We start from the raw sequence: 15,991 nt of genomic DNA, 5'->3' as shown, positions 1-15,991 counted from the left end.
CGTTCTGTCATGGTCTGAGCCATGACAGACGTCTTCACCCCGGAAAAACGCAGCGCGGTCATGCGCCGGGTGAAGGGGCGCGACACCGCGCCCGAGATGGAGGTCCGGCGGATGCTGCGCGCCGCCGGGATCGGTTACCGTCTGGGCGGCTGCGGCCTGCCCGGACGGCCCGACGTGGTGATGAAGGGGCGCAAGCTCGCCCTCTTTGTTCACGGCTGTTTCTGGCATGGCCACGACTGCCCGCGCGGCGCGCGAAAGCCTCAAAACAACGCCGACTACTGGCGCAACAAGATCGAACGCAACCGCGCGCGCGATGCGCAGGTGGAAGCGGCGCTAGCCGATGCGGGCTGGCGCGTGCTGACGGTCTGGGAATGCCGCCTGCGCGACCCGGCCTTCGCCGAAGCCCTCATGGCCGAGATCAGGAACGGTCAGGCCGCCGCGCTCTCGGCGTCGGCAGCGGCCTCGTTCAGCACCTGAGACAGGGCCCCCAGCAATGACCCTGGGGTCAGGGGCTTGGACACGAAATAGTTCATGCCGGCGGCGGTGCAGGCGGCGATGTCCTCAGGCGCCGTGTCGGCGGTGACGGCGATGACGGGAACCGCGGCGTTGATCCCGCCGCCGGCGCGCAGGCGGCGCGTGGTTTCGCGTCCGTCCAGTTCGGGCATCCGCACATCCATGAAGACGACGTCGAACGGCGCCCTCGCGCAGGCCTCCAGCGCGGCCAGGCCGTCCTCGGCCATGGCGATCTCGCAGTCGATAGACTGCAGGATCAGCTGGATGGCGCGGCGGTTGATGGCGTGGTCGTCGACGACCAGAACCCGCAAAGGTGCATCGGCCTGACTGTCTTCGGGCATGGATGCAGCGATGGTTGTCGGCGCTTGGAGGGCAGGCTCCGGGTCGGGCTTGGGCGACGCGGGGGCTACGGGCGGCGTCTGGCTCAGGGCGCGGGTCACCGCGGCGCGGGCTTCGGGAACCAGAGCGGTCGGGGCGGCCTCGATCGCAGCGCCGCGCGGCAGGACCAGGGACAGGGTGAAAATCGCGCCATGGCCTGGCGTGCTGCGCACCGTCAGGCGGCCGCCCATGAGTTCGATCAGGTCACGACTGATGCTTAGACCCAGGCCGGAACCGCCGTAACGCGCGGCCACGTCTTCGGCGGTCTGGTCAAAGGGGGTGAAGAGGCGACGAAGTTGATCCGGGGTCATGCCGAGCCCCGTGTCCTCGACATCGATCAGCAGGACATGGGCGCCGTGTTCGTCGGGCCATGATTGCAGGCGCAGGGTGATGGTCCCGGCCTCCGTGAACTTCAGCGCATTGGACAGCAGGTTGTTCAGCACCTGGCGTAGCCGCATGGCGTCGCCGCGCACCATTTTCGGCAAGGCACGCGCGCCCTCCAGCCGCAGTCGCAGGCCTTTGGAACGGACGGGCGCCTGCCACAGGCGGGCGGTCTGTGACAGAAGCGCGCGCAGGTCGAAGTCGCGGCTATCCACGCTCATCCGGCCGGCGTCCAGGCGCGCGTGATCCAGCAAGTCGTCCAGCAGCGCCTTCATCATCAAGCCGGCATCGGTGATCAGCGCGACCTGCTGGCGCGCCGAGCCTGATCTGTCGCCGCGATCCAGTTCATCGGCGCCGGTCAGGATGGCGCTGATGGGGGTGCGCAGGTCATGGGCGACGGCGGCCAGGAAGGCGCTGCGACTGGCCATGGCGGTTTCGGCTTCGGCGCGCTTGCGGTCCGCTTCGATACGGGCCTCGGTCTCGGCGCGGTTGGCCCGGAACAGGTGACGGCGCGTGTTCAGACAGAAGGCCGTGTAGGACAGGATGGCGACCGAGACGGCGGCCACGACATGGGGTTCGGCACCCATTCGGGCCATGAACAGGGGCGTCAGGGCGAAGATCGCCAACTGGGGCAGGACGGTGCAGGCGAAAATCCGCATCGATCCGGCCGACATGATGACCGAGTTGATCATCCCTGCCGACAGCAGGACCGAGGCCGCGACCCCGCCCATGGCGCCGCCGACAACCCACAAGGGCACGGCCATGACGCCAAAGAAGCCGGCGTTCAGGATCAGGACCAGATCGCCGTAAACGCCGCGCCATCCGGTCGGTTCGGTGACATCGCCCTTTACGACGGGGGCGAAGACCTCGGCTTCCAGAAGTTGGATCAAGGTGTAGATGACCAGCCACATGCCGCTGAAGCGCCAGCCCAGCATGGGGCTGAACACCAGGGCGGTCGCCGCGCCCATGACGATGCGTTGCATCATCGCCTTGCGGCGTTGGCGGATTGCGGGCGCCCAGATGGTCGGGGCGTCGGCGGCGGCGGTTTGCGTCATGCGACCTTCCGAGCAGGCGAATTCGCCTATTGAAGGGATGATGCCGCGCTTGCCCTAATGCTCCGTCAACGGCCGGAGCCGACGGCGTCAGCAAGGCTGGTGAAGCCTTCGGCGCGCAGGCGGGCGGCCAGATCGCGCTTGATGGCTCCGACCAGACCCGGACCAGCATAGATGAGGGCCGAATAGACCTGCACCGCGCTGGCGCCGGCGCGAATGCGGGCGAAGGCGTCCTCACCGTTCTCGATTCCGCCGACTGCGATCAGCGGCAGCCGCCCGGCTGCGGCCTCGGCGGCGGCCTCCAGCGCCTTCTGGGCGAAGGGCTTGAGCGGTGCGCCCGACAGGCCCCCGGCCTCGCCTGCGAAGCCGGATTTCAGCGAGGCGGGGCGCTCCAGGGTGGTGTTGGACACGATCAAGGCGTCGATGCGGTGGGCTAGAGAGGCCTCGACGATCATGCCGATCTCTTCGCTGATCAGGTCCGGCGCGATCTTCAGGAAGACCGGCGCGCCGTCAGATGGACGGGCCTCGTTGATACGGCCCAGCAAGTCGTCCAGCGCCTCGCGCCCCTGCAGGGCGCGCAGGCCCGGCGTATTGGGCGAGGAGATGTTGACGGTGAAATAGTCGGCCAGACCCGCCAGGCGCTTCAGACCGGCGACATAGTCCGCCGCCTTGTCCTCGGTGTCCTTGTTGGCCCCCAGATTGGCGCCGATGGGCGTGCGTTTCGGACGGCGGGCCAGACGCGCGGCGAAGGGCTCCAGCCCCTCGTTGTTGAAGCCCATCCGGTTGATGATGGCCCGGTCTTCCGACAGGCGGAACAGGCGGGGTTGGGGATTGCCGCCTTGCGCGCGGGGCGTGACCGAGCCGCATTCCACGGCGCCGAAACCCAGCCGCGACAGGCCGTCCAGCGCCTCTCCGTTCTTGTCGAGCCCTGCCGCCAGACCGACGGGGTTGGACATTTCCAGCCCGGCGATGCGTGTCTTCAGGATCGGATCGTCGGCGCCGGGGGCGGGCAGGGGCGTGACCTGCAGGGCGCGGATGGCCAGACGGTGGGCGGTCTCAGGGTCCATCTGGCGCAGCAGGACAGCGCCGAGGTCGGTCAGGCTCATGGATTTTCGCTCAGGATCATTTCGCCCGCGTTCGTCACCGACAGGGCGCGGGCGCCCCGCGTGGCCGCGACCGGCAGGGGGCCGTAAATATGGGGAAACAGGGCGCCGCCGCGCGACGGCTCCCAGACCAGGGTCTCGCCCAGGGCGTCCAGATCGACCTCGACCAGCATCAGGTCGCTCTGCCCCGCGTAGTGCTTGGCGGCGGTCCCGGCCAACTGGTCGGCGGCGGACAGGTGGATATAGCCGTCGGCGTGGTCCACCGGCGAGCCGTCGTAAGCGCCCTCGGCCAGGCTTGCCCGCCAGTCGGCGAGGCTGAGGATCTTGAAGGCGGTGGTCGGCAGGGCGTCGGTCATTTTTCCAGATCGTGCGGCGTCAGCCAGCCTTCGTAGGTGGGACGCCCCGCGACATCGACGGTGAAGATGGCCGCCGCCCCGGTGGGGAAGCCGCCGCTCATCTTGTCCAGCACGCCGGGCGAGGCCGCGCTCTCGATCAGGTATTCAACCGCCAGCTGATGCACGCCCGGATTATGGGCCACCAGCATCAGGCAGGCCGCCTGATCCTCGGCGGCCTCGACCGCGCGGCGCAGCACGTCCGACGAGGCGTTGTAGAGGGCGGGCGACAGATGCACCTCGACGTCGCCCATGGCCTCGCTGACCTCGTCCCAGGTCTGGTGGGTGCGTCGGGCGCTGGACACAAGGGCCATGTCGGGGCGCAGGCCGCGTTCGGCCAATGCTCGGCCCATGGCGCGGGCGTCGTGACGACCATGCTTGGACAGGGGGCGGTCGACGTCGCCGCCGGGCGCGCTCTTCTCGGCCTGGGCGTGACGCATGATGATCAGTCGCTGCATGGGGCTCGCCTTAAGGCCGTTTGCGCTCGCCGACCAGAGCATGGGCAGGCGGCCCATGGTCGCGCGACGCGGGCGAGGGGGTCAGGGCGGGCCGTCCCGCCAGCACTGTCTGGGCCAGAGCTTGCGGGCGGATGCGGGCATAGGACTGCCGCGTGGCCTCCAGCATGATCAGGCCTGCCGCTCCCGGAAACACCCAGCGCCCCACCTGTTCGACGCCTTCGGCCATCGGCAGCAGGGGCCGCCACGGCGGAACATAGAGGGCCTGGGACCAGGCGGCGGGCTCCAGTCCGACCTCGCGCACCAGCCGCTCCAGCTGGCTGCGCGTGAAGGGGCGACCGTGGCCGAAGGGGGTGGTCTCGGCTCGCGCCCACATCCCGCCGCGCGCGGCCGTGGCCAGGATGATGCGACCGGCGGGGGCCAGCGCCCGCACCGCCTCGGTCAGCAGGGCGCGGGGATCGTCGGCCTCTTCCAGGGCGTGAACCAGCAGGATGCGGTCAAAGGCGCCGGCGGAGAAGGGCAGGCGTTTTTCGTCGACCAGAAGCGTGCGGTTGCGTCCCGCCGTCGCCCACTGCTCGGCGCCCTGTCCGCCCGGCATGGCGGCGATGACGCGCCGGGCCCCGACGAAGCCGTCCAGCCAGGGCGTGGCGTAGCCGATGCCCAGGACGTCGCAGCCCTCAGCCTCGCCCCAGGCGTCCTCCAGCCGTCGCGCCAGGACGCGCCGCACCAGCGCGCCGGTCGGCTCGCCGTAGAAGGTGCGAAGATCGTCGATGCTGCGCCGCATTTTTCTCACTCACGCTCAATTCGCTGCACTCATCGCTCCGTGGGGGCGGCGAATGATCGCCGACGCCCGGTCGGGCTTTGGGCAGCGAGGTCGAGCTTGGCTCGTTTCGAGGCCACTATAGTCCCCGGATGGCCTCGGCTGCTAGGATGCGTCCATGACCCTGACCGTGCGCCAGTTCGCCTGCCTGTCCGACAACTACGGTTTCTTGGTCCGCGACGATGCGACCGGCCTGGTCGCCACCGTGGATACGCCGGACGCCGAGGCGATCCTGTCCGAGATCGAGGCGTCGGGCTGGGGCCGGCTGGACCTGATCCTCAACACCCACTGGCACGCCGACCACACCGGCGGCAATGAACGGCTGAAGGCCGAGACCGGCTGCGAGATCGTCGGCCCTGAAGAAGTCCGCCGCGCCGCCCCGCTGGACCGCGTGGTGGTCGACGGCGACCTGGTGCGGCTGGGCTCGACGGCGTTTGAGGTCATGACCACGCCCGGCCACACCCAGGGCCACATCACCTATCGGTCGGTCGAGGGCGCCCTGGCCTTCGTCGGCGACGTCATCTTCGCCTTGGGCTGCGGGCGCCTGTTCGAGGGCACGGCCGAGCAGATGTGGGACAGCTTGAACCGCATCAACGCCTGGCCGGAAACCACCACCCTTTACTGCGCCCACGAATATACGGCGTCCAACGCCCGCTTCGCTCTCAGCCTCGACGACCGGCCGGAGATGCAGGCCCATGCTGAGGCGATTTTCGCCGCTCGCGAACGGGGTCAGCCGACGGTGCCGACCACGGTGGGGGCGGAGCGCGCCTTCAACCCCTTCCTGCGCGCCGCCGACGCCGCCGACTTCGCCGCCCGACGCGCGGCGAAGGACGGCTTCAGGGGTTAGCCGCCCTTCGCCTTTCCGTCGATCAGGACGGCCTGCTGCCAGGGGCTGGGCGCCTTGTCGGTGCGGTGGATGCAGCCGACCCAGCAGCAGGGGCGCTTCTTGCCCTCCTGCAATTCCTCGACCGTGCGCTCGATGCGGCGCTGGCGCGTCTTGGCCTGCTTGGCGTCCTCGACCCAGCAGATGAACTCGTTGCGGCCCAGCGGCGTCAGCCCGGCCCACAGGTCGAACACCGCAGGCTCGGCGCGCAGGGCCGCCTGCATGTCCTCTCCCGCATCGTGAACGACGCCTTGGGGGAAATCAGTCGTCATGAAGCCTCCGGGAGTTGCGGCCCTCGCGCCGCCTGCGCGTCTGGTGAGCATCGAGAGTGTTCGCGGGACGAGAGAATGTCCACCATGGTCCGCAGGGGGCTCAGGCTCGCGCCGGTTCTTCCAGGGCGTCGCGGACGGTGGGCAGGCGGTTGCGGCTGATGGGCAGGGGCGCGCCCTCATCCATCAGCAACCGACCGCGACCGCCGTCGCGCTCAAAGCCGCGAACATGGGCCAGGTTGGCGATCACGGAACGGTGGGTCCGCAGGAAGCTGGCCGACAATTCTTGTTCGAGCCGATCCAGGCGGGCGGCGTGCAGCAATCGCCGCCCCTTGGTCAGGCGCAGTTCGACATAGTCGTCGGCCCCGACCACGGCGACGATGTCGTCTAGCGGCACCCGCTCGACCCCGCGTGACGTGGCGACGGTCAGACAGTTGGGGCGGGCAGCGGCGCGGGTCAGGGCGACCTCCCGTTCCTGGTCGGCGCGGCCCAGTCGCACGACCTCGGCCATCAACAAGGGCAGGACGAAGCCCATGGCGAACAGGAAGTAGGACAGGTCCGCCAGCCAGGTCGGGAAAAGCAGACCGACCCCGATGAAAACGCCGAGATAGGCCAGCATGGGGCGTGCGCCGGGCAGACGGCGATGCACGGCGAAGGCCGCGATCGCTGCCGAAAGCCCCAGACCGATCAACAGGGCCAGCACCGTCTTCATGTCGAAGCCAGGCGCGAGCCAGGTCGCGGCCACGGCCGCTAGCGTCAGGCCGATCAGCGGACGCCGCGCCTCCGGCCAGAAGCGCGACACCACATAGGAGACCAGCAGAACAGCGAAGGCGGCGCTCAGAACCCAGATGCCGACCATGCGCAGACCGTGGACAGGATAGGCATAGGGAAACAGCGCCCTCAGGCTCTCCAGCATGGCTTGCAAACCCGCAACCGCCGCCAGGGTCGCCAGGGCCAGGCTCGAACCGGTGCGGCGCAGGCTGTAGATGACGCCAAAGCCGAAGGCGGCGGCGAACAGGGCGCCGGCGGCGAGGAAGGCGATGGCCACCGGAACCGTGCGCGACGGCCAGGGATAGGGGGCGACCACGATCCCGCCGACGGGATTGTCCAGGCGCACCACCCCGTGGAAGGCCGACATGTGGACCACGACATGGTTGTCGTCAGGTCGCCACATCCGCTCGGGGATCGGCAGGGCGGTCTCATAGCGTCCGGCGGTTTCCGTCGCTGCCGAGTCGCCGGGCCGCCCGTTGGCGCCCAGTTTCTGACCATTGAGCCAGGCCTCCGAAGACGCCGCCCCGACGACATAGAGGGCCACGGGATCGTCGCCGGTCGGGCGCTGCACCCTGGTGCGCAGCCACAACTCGCGCCCCTGCGGATCGATGGCACCCTCGACCGGACGACAGTCATGCAGAACCGGCGCGGCGAGGCCCGGCTCTGCGCGACACGCCTGCCAGTCCGGCCCCTGTTCCTGGGCCCGCAGCCCTGTCGGCAGCGAGGTCAGAAGAATCACGAGAAGAAGAATGCGCCACATGGCGGCGATCCTATCGCCATTCGCCGCAAAGCGCTGCCGTTCACCGACGCAGGCTGACCGTTCGCCGAAGCGCGCTCCACACCGCCGAAAACCCTGCTTCAACCGTCGTCATGACCCACACATTCCTGAACCGCCGCTCCATCCTCGCCGCCGCCGGCCTCGCCCTTCCCGGTCTGGCGCTTCTGTCTAAAGCCGCCCAGGCTCAGGACGCCCAGCCTCCGGCCGGACCCTTCCTCTACAAGTCCGGCGACGGACAGGAAGTCGACGCCGAACGCGGCTACTTCGAGGCGCCTGAGGATCGTCGCATCCCCGGTTCGCGTCGCATCCGCATCGGCTATGTGCGCTTCGCCTCGACCGCGAAAAATCCGGGGCCGCCCATCATCTATCTGGCTGGCGGACCGGGCGGGTCCGGCGTGCGCACGGCCATGGGGCCGCGCTTCCCCATCTTCATGGCCCTGAGAGAAGTGGCCGACGTCATCGCCCTGGATCAACGCGGCGTCGGCTTGTCGGCCAGCATTCCTGACCGGGCCACGACCACCCCCTATCCGGCCATGACCCATGCCGGCGTCACCGCCTGGTACCGCGAGGAGATGCAGAAGGCCTGGATCGACTGGAGCCGCGCCGGCGTCGCCATGACCGGCTATAACACCGAACAGAACGCCGACGACATCGAGGACCTGCGCCGCCATCTGGGCGTGGACAAGGTCAACCTGTGGGGCATCAGCTACGGCACCCACCTGGCCCTGTCAGTGCTGAAACGCCACCCAAACTCGATCGGCCGCGTCGCCCTGGCCAGCCTTGAAGGTCAGGATCAGACCGTCAAGCGCCCGGCGCACATCGACATGTTCCTGGACCGCGTCGATCGCCTGATGGGCCAGGACCCTGCCGTTCGCGCGGCCATCCCGAACATGCCGGCCCTGATGCGGCGCGTGCATGAACGCCTGGAGGCTGACCCGGCGACCGTGACCTTCGCCGGTGAGAACGGCCCCGTTGACGTCAAGGTGGGCGGTTTCGGGGTCCAGCTCCTGGCCTCCGCCTTGGTCGCCAATCCGCCCCAGTTGTCCATGCTGCCGAAGATCTATCTGGCGCTCGACGCCGGCAAGACGGATACGCTGGCGTCGATCATCCCCCCGCCCCACCGCTACTTCGGCATCTCCGGCATGCCCGAGGCGATGGATATGGCGTCCGGCATTTCGCCCGCCCGCCTGGCGCTGATCGAGAAAGAAGCGAAGACGGCGGTTCTCGGCGACGCCTTCAACCTGCCCATGCCGCACCTGCTGGGCGCCATCCCCGGCGTCGATCTGGGCGAGGATTTCCGCAAGCCCATCCGCATCGAGACCCCAGCCCTTCTGGTCGCCGGCTCCCTCGACGGCCGCACGCCGCTGGAGGAACAGGCCGAGGTCATCGCCCAGTTCCAGAACAAGTCGCAGATTCTGGTCGAGAACGCCGGCCATAACGTCTTCGAGGCCCACCCCGAGGTGCAGACCCAACTCGTCAGGTTCTTCGACGAGGCGGCCGTCAACGACGCCAAACTGACCCTGCCGCCGCCGACCTTCGCGATCACCTGAGATCCGAACGACCTGAGTCTGGGGGCGTTCGCCTGAAAAAGGGCGGGGCCCTCAGTCCTGCGGGATCACCGCGCGGATGACGCGGGCGGAGGAGGGGCGGCCGGCGATGCCGCGCTTGGGATCGACCACGACGCGCAGGTCGCCGTTGGAATAGCTGACCGAGGCGCGCGAGCCCTCGATCACCGTGATGCTGCGCAGCCGATCCAGGAAGGGGCGGGCGCTGGGCGAGCGGGCGATGCGCACCACGGCGTCGGTGGTGACGATCAGGGCCTCGATGCACAGGGCCTCGGATTCCTGGCCGTCCAGATTGATGCGGACCAGCCGCCCAAGGGCCTCGCTGACCAGGCTGCTGCGCCGGGTCATCAGGTTGAACATCTGCACCGGCCCCAGGCTGGTGGGCTCCAGGCTGACGGCGGGTCCGGTCAGGGAGACAGGCGATCCGCCCGGATTGCGCGTCGTATAGACGGTGATGCCGCCGGACGGCGTGACGCGCAGCACCTGTTCGCCGGCGTCATTGCGATAGAGGGTGTCGCCGCGCGGGGCCGAGGTCGGCCTCAGGGCCCAGGTCTCGGTCGAGCGCTCGAACCGCAGCAGGGTCAGATTGCCGGCCCGATCCAGCATGAAGGTCTGACCAGCCTCGGATGAATAGCGACCAGGGGGCGGGAGGGTGCGAGTCACCGATTGGTTGCGGATCACCCGGCTTTGTTCGGCCTGTGCGTTGGAACGCAGTTGCGCCGCCGCGGGCGTGGCCGTCAGGCAGACGGTCAGGGCCGCCAGGGCGACGATCTCGAGGCGCAGAACTCCGGCCGTCCGGACGCGCAGCGCCGGGACGGCGAAGCATGGCGGATTCTCCGCCGCAACCTCGACCTTAGCCATCATGGTTGAAGTCGTGGAACGCTTGAGCGGCGGATTTTAGGCAAAGCGGACTTAGCCAACCAGGTACTGGCCGCCGTTCAGCGACAGGGTGCAGCCTGTGACATATCCGGCACGCTCGCCCGACAGCCAGGACACCATGTCGGCGATTTCCTCGCCCTTGCCGAGGCGTCCGACCGGGATCTGGGCGATGATGCTGTCCAGCACCTTCTGGTCCATGGCGCCGACCATTTCGGTGTCGATGTAGCCGGGCGCGATGCAGTTGACGGTCACGCCCTTGCGCGCGTTCTCCAGGGCCAGGGCCTTGGTGAAGCCGATCATCCCGGCCTTGGCGGCGGAATAGTTGGCCTGGCCGATCTGACCCTTCTGGCCATTGATCGAGGAGATGTTGACGATGCGGCCGAAGCCCCGGTCGCGCATGCCGTTGATGACCTGGCGCGTCATGTTGAAGACGCTGTCCATGTTGACGCGGATCACATCGGACCATTGATCGGCGCTCATCTTGTGGAAGAAGCCGTCGCGGGTGATGCCGGCGTTGTTCACCAGGGTGTCGATGGGACCCAGTTCGGCCTCGACCGCCTGCACCGCGCGGGCGCAGTCGTCGAACGAACCGACATTGCCCTTGACCACCATGACGCCCAGTTCGCGCGCGGTCGCCGCAGCCGCCTCGTCATTGCCGGAATAGCCGGCGGCGACGGCCATGCCGTCTTCCCTCAATCGCTGGACGATCGCCTTGCCGATCCCACGCGTGCCACCCGTAACCAACGCCACTCGCGCCATGATGCGTTTCCCTGTCCCTTGATTTGAGGCGCCGTCATCGACGACGCTCCACCCTCAAGACTACGCTTTAGCTTGGCAAGCGTTGCCGGAGAAGACGCCGTTACGCGGCTTGATCAATCTGGCCTCTGTCGATGACGATCCGATAACGGACCGCAGAAATCTCAAGCCGCCCCCTGACCGCCAGGCCTGGATGCGGGGCCGGGGGCTGGATGTTGCAGCGGTGTTCGGCGACAGGCCGTGAGGCTTGGAGCACACGGAGTTCTGATCTGGCGTGATCCCGTCGAGACGCCCCCAAAGGTGACGGTCTGACCTGGGGTGGTGCTATTTCAGCTTCGTGATCAGCGCCTGGGCCGCCGCCGGGTTGCGCACCTTGGCCCCGGAGATGAAGTAGGCGAAGACGTCGCCGCGTTCGGCCCAGGCGCGGGTCTGGGCCGCCACGGCGTCCAGTTCGGCCGACGTCATGCCCGTCGGCTCGTCCTCGCGGCTGGACATCAGGCGGGCGTAGCTGAAGTCGGCGGTGGCCTCGTCGATCTGGGGCCAGGTCGGGGATTCGTCGTCGACGGCGTAGACGATGGCCGCGCCGTATCTGGCCGCCAGGTCATAGAATTCGGGGCAGGCGAAGGTTGGGTTGCGCACCTCCAGGGCGTGGCGCAGCCGCACCCCGTCCTTTTCCCTGGGCAACAGCTTCAGGAAGCCCTCGAAGTCCTCGGCGTCGAACTTCTTGGTCCCCATGAACTGCCAGTTTATCGGCCCCAGCTTGTCGCCCAGCAGGGTCAGCCCCTGCGACAGGAAGCGGTCGAAGCTCTCTCCGCCCTCGGACAGGACCTTGCGGTTGGTGCAGAACCGGCTGGCCTTGACCGCAAAGACGAAGCCGTCCGGCGTCTCGTCGCGCCACTTCATCCAGCTGTCGGGCTTGAAGGTGGAATAATAGGTGCCGTTGATCTCGATCGAGGTCAGGGCCCGGCTGGCGAACTCCAGCTCGCGCTTTTGAGTCAGGCCCTCGGGATAGAAGACGCCCCGCCACGGCTCGAAGGTCCAGCCGCCGACGCCGATGTGGATGGAACCTGTCATGACCGAGCCTCCTGCGATGCGCGCCTCTTCATGCACCCGGAGCGGCCAGGCGGGCAACCGCGCCTGGCGTCAGGACGCGCCGACCGCCGCGGCGGCCATGGCGGCAGGGTTCACGATGCTGAGGCCGGCCAGGAAGAGATAGAGGGCGATGTGCAAACCAACCGTCAGCGCGAACACCCAGGCCCGTCGCGTCAGGGCGGCCGGAATGACCAGGACCAGATAGATGGCCAGGTTGAGCCCGTAACTTGCGGCCACCTGCAGACCGCTGCTCTTGGGCAGGCTCACGCAGACCGCGCCGACCAGCATCATCAGGTTGGCCAGGATCAGCAACAGCATGACGGCGCGCTTGTTGGTCCAGAAGTGGGCGTCCAGATCCTGCACCGCGTCGTCCGGCTCGGGGAAGATCAGGCTGGTGGCGACGAAATAGACTGTGGCTACGACAAGGCCCGCGATCAGCAGCCCGTAGCTGTAGGGGGCTGTGCTGAAATTGGTCCAGGCCGCATCCCAGAAGGTGGCGATGTCCAGGGCGACGAAGGCCGCCAGTACGGGCGTCTTCCAGCCCACCTTCACGGTCTTGCGGTGTTTGAAGGCGCGCGCAATGCCGGTGGCGATCACGGTCACCGACAGGCCCAGGACCAGGCCGTAGAAGCTGAAGAAGAATTCGAACGCGCTCATGCGGCCCCCGACCCTCGATCTCGCCCTCCAGCTTATGACTGAAGCCGCGAGGTTCGTCATCGTTCGCGGCCAAAGCCGACCTGCACGAGGACGGCTAGGGGTGGGAAGCGGACCTAGGAAGTCTACTCAGGCTCAGCGGGATGATGGGAATGTTGTGTTCAGCAAGCTATTCAACTCTCGCCCGGCGTCACTCCAACAGTTGAGTTCTGTTGGAGCGGAGGTCGTCCCCCGCCCGTCTGTTACGACGAGCACTGGAACCCCTCCATTGCTAGCGATGATATCGTCGGGCCTAGTTCCCGCTCGGCAGTCGTTTAGTCCATGCCTCACTGCTCGTTGAAAAGCCTGATCGAGAGCGCGGAGTTTTGCCCCATCCAACCGACCTTCAGAGATTGGTCGCTCAAGGCCAGTATCCTGGCAGACGGTGCGCGGAGCGCGATGAGTAAGTGCATATCGACCAGTTTCGAGGTCCACTCTCACATTGCCTGCAGGGCACCACTCTGACTGGCCTACTGTCCCAAAGATGACTGCGGTCCTCACGCCTTTGGAGACCGGCTGCGAGCCCGTCGTCGCGCAGGCCGACACAGCCATCATCGCCGTAAGAGTCGCCCAAACCCTCATTGCCAGCCTCCGTTCGAGAAACAGTCATAGTTCTCCGACCCTGAAGAGTCCGCAACGGGTCGATGGCGGGCCTTGCCTGCCGCGCTCAAGGTGGACTCTGCGCCGCTCTCGCTGCCGAGCCTTCGGCGGCGGTGGCGGAAGTCGGTCTCCCGGTCTATAGCGCCGCCGTTGCAGGAGTATCGCACGCGTGCCGGAACTGACGCCCGAAATCATCGCCCTTCTGGGTCTGGCGTCGGTGATCGCCGGCTTCATCGACGCCATCGCGGGCGGCGGGGGGCTGATTTCCTTGCCGGCCCTCTTGTCGGTCGGGCTGAACCCGGTCGCCGCCATCGCCACCAACAAGGTGCAGGGCAGCGTCGGCACGGCATCGGCGCTGTGGAACTTCTGGCGAAAAGGCCGCGTGGATTTCAAGCTGATCCGGTGGCCTCTGGCCCTGGTCGGCGTCGGGGCGGGGCTGGGGGCCTTTGCGGTGACCCTGGTGGACGCGCGCTGGCTGATGATCGTTTTGCCGGTGCTGTTGGTCGGCATAGCCCTCTATTTCCTGCTCGGCCCCAAGGCCTCGGACGAGGACGCCCACGCCCGGCTGACGCCCCTGGCCTATGCCTTTGTGGCGGGCGGGATCGGATTCTACGACGGCTTCTTCGGCCCCGGCACCGGGTCCTTCTTCGCCCTCAGTCTGGTCATGCTGCTGGGCATGGGCCTGACGCGGGCGACGGCCCATACCAAGGCGCTGAACCTGATGAGCAATGTGGTCGGCATCGTGGTGCTGGCTGCGGGCGGCCATGTGGTCTGGGCCCTGGCCGGCATCATGGCCGTGGGTCAGTTCATCGGCGGGCGGATGGGTTCGCACGCGGCCATGCGCTTTGGCCCGCGCCTGATCCGGCCCCTGCTGGTGGTCATTTCGCTGGCGATCACCGCGCGCCTGCTGTCCGATCCGGCCAATCCCTTGCGGGTCATGGTGGCGGACTGGCTCGGCTAGGTCTGCTCAGCTCGAAGAGAACATCGCCAGAGCGTTGAGCAGGTCGCGCGCCGTGACCGGCTTGGCCAGGTGCAGGTCCGCGCCGGCGGCGCGGGCGGCGTCGCGGTGCTCGGCCATGGCATTGGCGCTCAGCATCAGGATCGGTGTGCGCGAGGTCGTTGAACGGGTCGCCTCCAGCGCGCGGATGGCGCGGGTCGCGCTCAGCCCGTCCATGCCGGGCATCTGCATGTCCATCAGCACCACATCGAAGGTTCCGGCTTCACAGGCGGCCACGGCCTGGGCGCCGTCATCGACGGTGACCAGTTCCGCCACATGATCGGCCAGGATCAGTTGCACCACGCGTTGGTTGACGGGGTGGTCTTCGGCCAGCAGCACACGCAGGCGCCGCGAGGGTTGCGGCCCAGCGGCGAGGGCGGCCGAATCGCGGGCGTCATAGTCCTTCAGGCTCTGGGCGCGGGGCAGGGGCAACTCGACCCGGAAGCGGCTGCCGACGCCGGGCGTGGAACGCCCCTCGATCCGCCCGCCCATCATCTCGGTTAGCGAGCGGCAGATCGACAGGCCCAGACCCGTGCCGCCGAATCGGCGGGTGATGCTGCTGTCGGCCTGGCTGAAGCGCTGGAACAGCTGGGCGGCGTGGTCGGCGTCAAAGCCGACACCTGTGTCCTCGACCTCGAAGGTCAGCAGGGTCGGGGCGCCGTCGTCCTCGCTCAAAGCGAAGCGGACGCTGACCGCACCCTCGGCGGTGAACTTCACGGCATTGGACAACAGGTTGCCCAGGATCTGGCCGATGCGGACGCTGTCGCCGACGAAGGCGCCGCGCACATGGGCCGGGCGCTCGACATGGAAGGCCAGGCCCTTGTCTTCGGCGCGCATCCTGAGGGTGTCCAGGGGCGCGGCCAGGGCTTCATTCAGATCGAAGGGGCGCAGTTCCAACTCCAGCCTGCCCGCCTCGATGCGCGAGACGTCCAGCATGTCCGAGACCAGCCGCTCCAGCGTAACGCCCGAGGTGGCGATCAGTCCCACCATCTCCGCCTGATCCGGCGACAGCGGCGTGCGTGACAGGGCGTCGACGATGCCGATGACCCCGTTCAGGGGCGTGCGGATCTCGTGGCTCATATTGGCCAGGAAGTCGGACTTGGCGCGGTTGGCGGCCTCGGCGGCGGCCTTGGCCTCGATCAGGGCCTGTTCGGCGGCGATCTTGGCGGTGACGTCGCGGGCCACGGCGTAGATGCGCTCGCCGAACTTCTGCGCCCGCCATTCCAGGGTGACGTAGTGGCCGTCGCGGTGGCGGTAGCGGTTGACGTGACCCTTGACGGGATCGCCGTGCCGACGCGTCTCGACCTCGGTGACGCTGTCCAGGGTGGCGGGCAGGTCGTCGGGATGGACCAGGGTCAGGATGGCCAGGCCGATCAGGTCGTCTGGTTCATACCCGAGGGTGGCGGCCCAGGAGGCGCTGACCCGAACGATGAAGCCGTCCAGATCGCGGATGACCAGCAGGTCCAGCGAGACGTCGAAGAAGGTCGCCAGATCGGTCGCTGCGTCGCGCGCCGGCTGCGGTCTTCCCGTCAGCGGTGGGGCGGCGGCCGGGGCGAGAGTCATGGGCGATCCTTAGGTACTGGCCGCCGTTTCTAGACGACGCCGGTTAAGGTC

At 67.9% G+C, this 15,991-nt stretch carries 16 protein-coding genes; 4 read left to right on the top strand and 12 right to left on the bottom strand.

From position 1 onward, the window contains the following. Positions 1-21 precede the first annotated feature (21 nt). Positions 22-477 carry a very short patch repair endonuclease gene (locus RTY13_RS08835; protein WP_312782750.1) on the top strand — a complete coding sequence of 152 codons (456 nt, stop codon included), beginning with the start codon at positions 22-24 and terminating at the stop codon, positions 475-477. Here the strand turns inward: RTY13_RS08835 and RTY13_RS08830 are convergent. The 5 genes from RTY13_RS08830 to RTY13_RS08810 all read right to left on the bottom strand — a co-directional run bounded on the left by RTY13_RS08830 (position 429) and on the right by RTY13_RS08810 (position 5,058). Beyond that, on the bottom strand, positions 429-2,327 hold the full coding sequence (locus tag RTY13_RS08830) for an ATP-binding protein (RefSeq protein WP_312782749.1): 1,899 nt from the start codon (positions 2,325-2,327) through the stop codon (positions 429-431). The two genes, RTY13_RS08835 and RTY13_RS08830, sit on opposite strands and share 49 nt — an antisense overlap. 65 nt (positions 2,328-2,392) lie before the next feature. Then, positions 2,393-3,430, bottom strand: a complete 1,038-nt coding sequence (locus RTY13_RS08825; protein WP_312782748.1) for a quinone-dependent dihydroorotate dehydrogenase — start codon at positions 3,428-3,430, stop codon at positions 2,393-2,395. After that, positions 3,427-3,783, bottom strand: coding sequence for a DUF952 domain-containing protein (locus RTY13_RS08820; RefSeq protein ID WP_312782747.1), 357 nt, complete (start codon positions 3,781-3,783; stop codon positions 3,427-3,429). The genes RTY13_RS08825 and RTY13_RS08820 overlap by 4 nt, the downstream gene beginning before the upstream one ends. Next, complete coding sequence (locus RTY13_RS08815; protein WP_312782746.1) at positions 3,780-4,277, bottom strand: histidine phosphatase family protein; 498 nt, start codon at positions 4,275-4,277, stop codon at positions 3,780-3,782. The genes RTY13_RS08820 and RTY13_RS08815 overlap by 4 nt, the downstream gene beginning before the upstream one ends. A gap of 10 nt (positions 4,278-4,287) precedes the next feature. Continuing rightward, complete coding sequence (locus RTY13_RS08810; RefSeq protein WP_312782745.1) at positions 4,288-5,058, bottom strand: class I SAM-dependent methyltransferase; 771 nt, start codon at positions 5,056-5,058, stop codon at positions 4,288-4,290. Between the two features lie 154 nt (positions 5,059-5,212). Here RTY13_RS08810 and gloB point away from each other — a divergent pair, with 154 nt between their 5' ends. After that, complete coding sequence (gene gloB / locus RTY13_RS08805; protein WP_312782744.1) at positions 5,213-5,941, top strand: hydroxyacylglutathione hydrolase; 729 nt, start codon at positions 5,213-5,215, stop codon at positions 5,939-5,941. Here gloB and RTY13_RS08800 read toward each other — a convergent pair. Both RTY13_RS08800 and RTY13_RS08795 read right to left on the bottom strand, forming a co-directional pair. After that, positions 5,938-6,249: a YdeI/OmpD-associated family protein gene (locus tag RTY13_RS08800; RefSeq protein WP_312782743.1), complete on the bottom strand. Its 312-nt coding sequence runs from the start codon at positions 6,247-6,249 to the stop codon at positions 5,938-5,940. The two genes, gloB and RTY13_RS08800, sit on opposite strands and share 4 nt — an antisense overlap. A 100-nt stretch (positions 6,250-6,349) precedes the next feature. After that, the gene (locus RTY13_RS08795; RefSeq protein WP_312782741.1) at positions 6,350-7,777 is read right to left on the bottom strand and encodes a LytR/AlgR family response regulator transcription factor; all 1,428 of its coding nucleotides are present in this window, start codon (positions 7,775-7,777) and stop codon (positions 6,350-6,352) included. 110 nt (positions 7,778-7,887) lie between these two features. On the opposite strand from RTY13_RS08795, the gene RTY13_RS08790 reads away from it, so the two are divergent. Beyond that, positions 7,888-9,345 (top strand): alpha/beta hydrolase, encoded by a 1,458-nt coding sequence (locus RTY13_RS08790; RefSeq protein WP_312782739.1) that lies wholly within the window; start codon positions 7,888-7,890, stop codon positions 9,343-9,345. A gap of 51 nt (positions 9,346-9,396) precedes the next feature. On the opposite strand, the gene RTY13_RS08785 is transcribed toward RTY13_RS08790, so the two are convergent. From RTY13_RS08785 to RTY13_RS08770, 4 genes are all read right to left on the bottom strand, one after another. Beyond that, positions 9,397-10,224 (bottom strand): DUF4908 domain-containing protein, encoded by an 828-nt coding sequence (locus RTY13_RS08785; protein WP_312782737.1) that lies wholly within the window; start codon positions 10,222-10,224, stop codon positions 9,397-9,399. Positions 10,225-10,272: 48 nt separating this feature from the next. Continuing rightward, positions 10,273-10,998, bottom strand: coding sequence for an acetoacetyl-CoA reductase (gene phbB / locus RTY13_RS08780; protein ID WP_312782735.1), 726 nt, complete (start codon positions 10,996-10,998; stop codon positions 10,273-10,275). A 321-nt stretch (positions 10,999-11,319) separates the two neighbouring features. Further along, positions 11,320-12,069, bottom strand: a complete 750-nt coding sequence (locus tag RTY13_RS08775) for a DUF72 domain-containing protein (RefSeq protein ID WP_312782733.1) — start codon at positions 12,067-12,069, stop codon at positions 11,320-11,322. A 69-nt stretch (positions 12,070-12,138) separates the two neighbouring features. Continuing rightward, the gene (locus RTY13_RS08770) at positions 12,139-12,744 is read right to left on the bottom strand and encodes a hypothetical protein (protein ID WP_312782731.1); all 606 of its coding nucleotides are present in this window, start codon (positions 12,742-12,744) and stop codon (positions 12,139-12,141) included. An 805-nt stretch (positions 12,745-13,549) separates the two neighbouring features. Here RTY13_RS08770 and RTY13_RS08765 point away from each other — a divergent pair. After that, positions 13,550-14,341, top strand: a complete 792-nt coding sequence (locus RTY13_RS08765) for a TSUP family transporter (protein WP_312782729.1) — start codon at positions 13,550-13,552, stop codon at positions 14,339-14,341. Between the two features lie 6 nt (positions 14,342-14,347). Here the strand turns inward: RTY13_RS08765 and RTY13_RS08760 are convergent, their stop codons facing one another. Beyond that, a complete protein-coding gene (locus tag RTY13_RS08760; RefSeq protein ID WP_312782727.1) occupies positions 14,348-15,940 on the bottom strand; it encodes an ATP-binding protein in 1,593 nt (530 codons plus the stop codon). Between the last annotated feature and the right edge of the window lie 51 nt (positions 15,941-15,991).

Source organism: Brevundimonas sp., assembly GCF_032055285.1.
Lineage (GTDB): Bacteria > Pseudomonadota > Alphaproteobacteria > Caulobacterales > Caulobacteraceae > Brevundimonas.
This window is presented reverse-complemented; position numbering and strand designations above follow the sequence as displayed.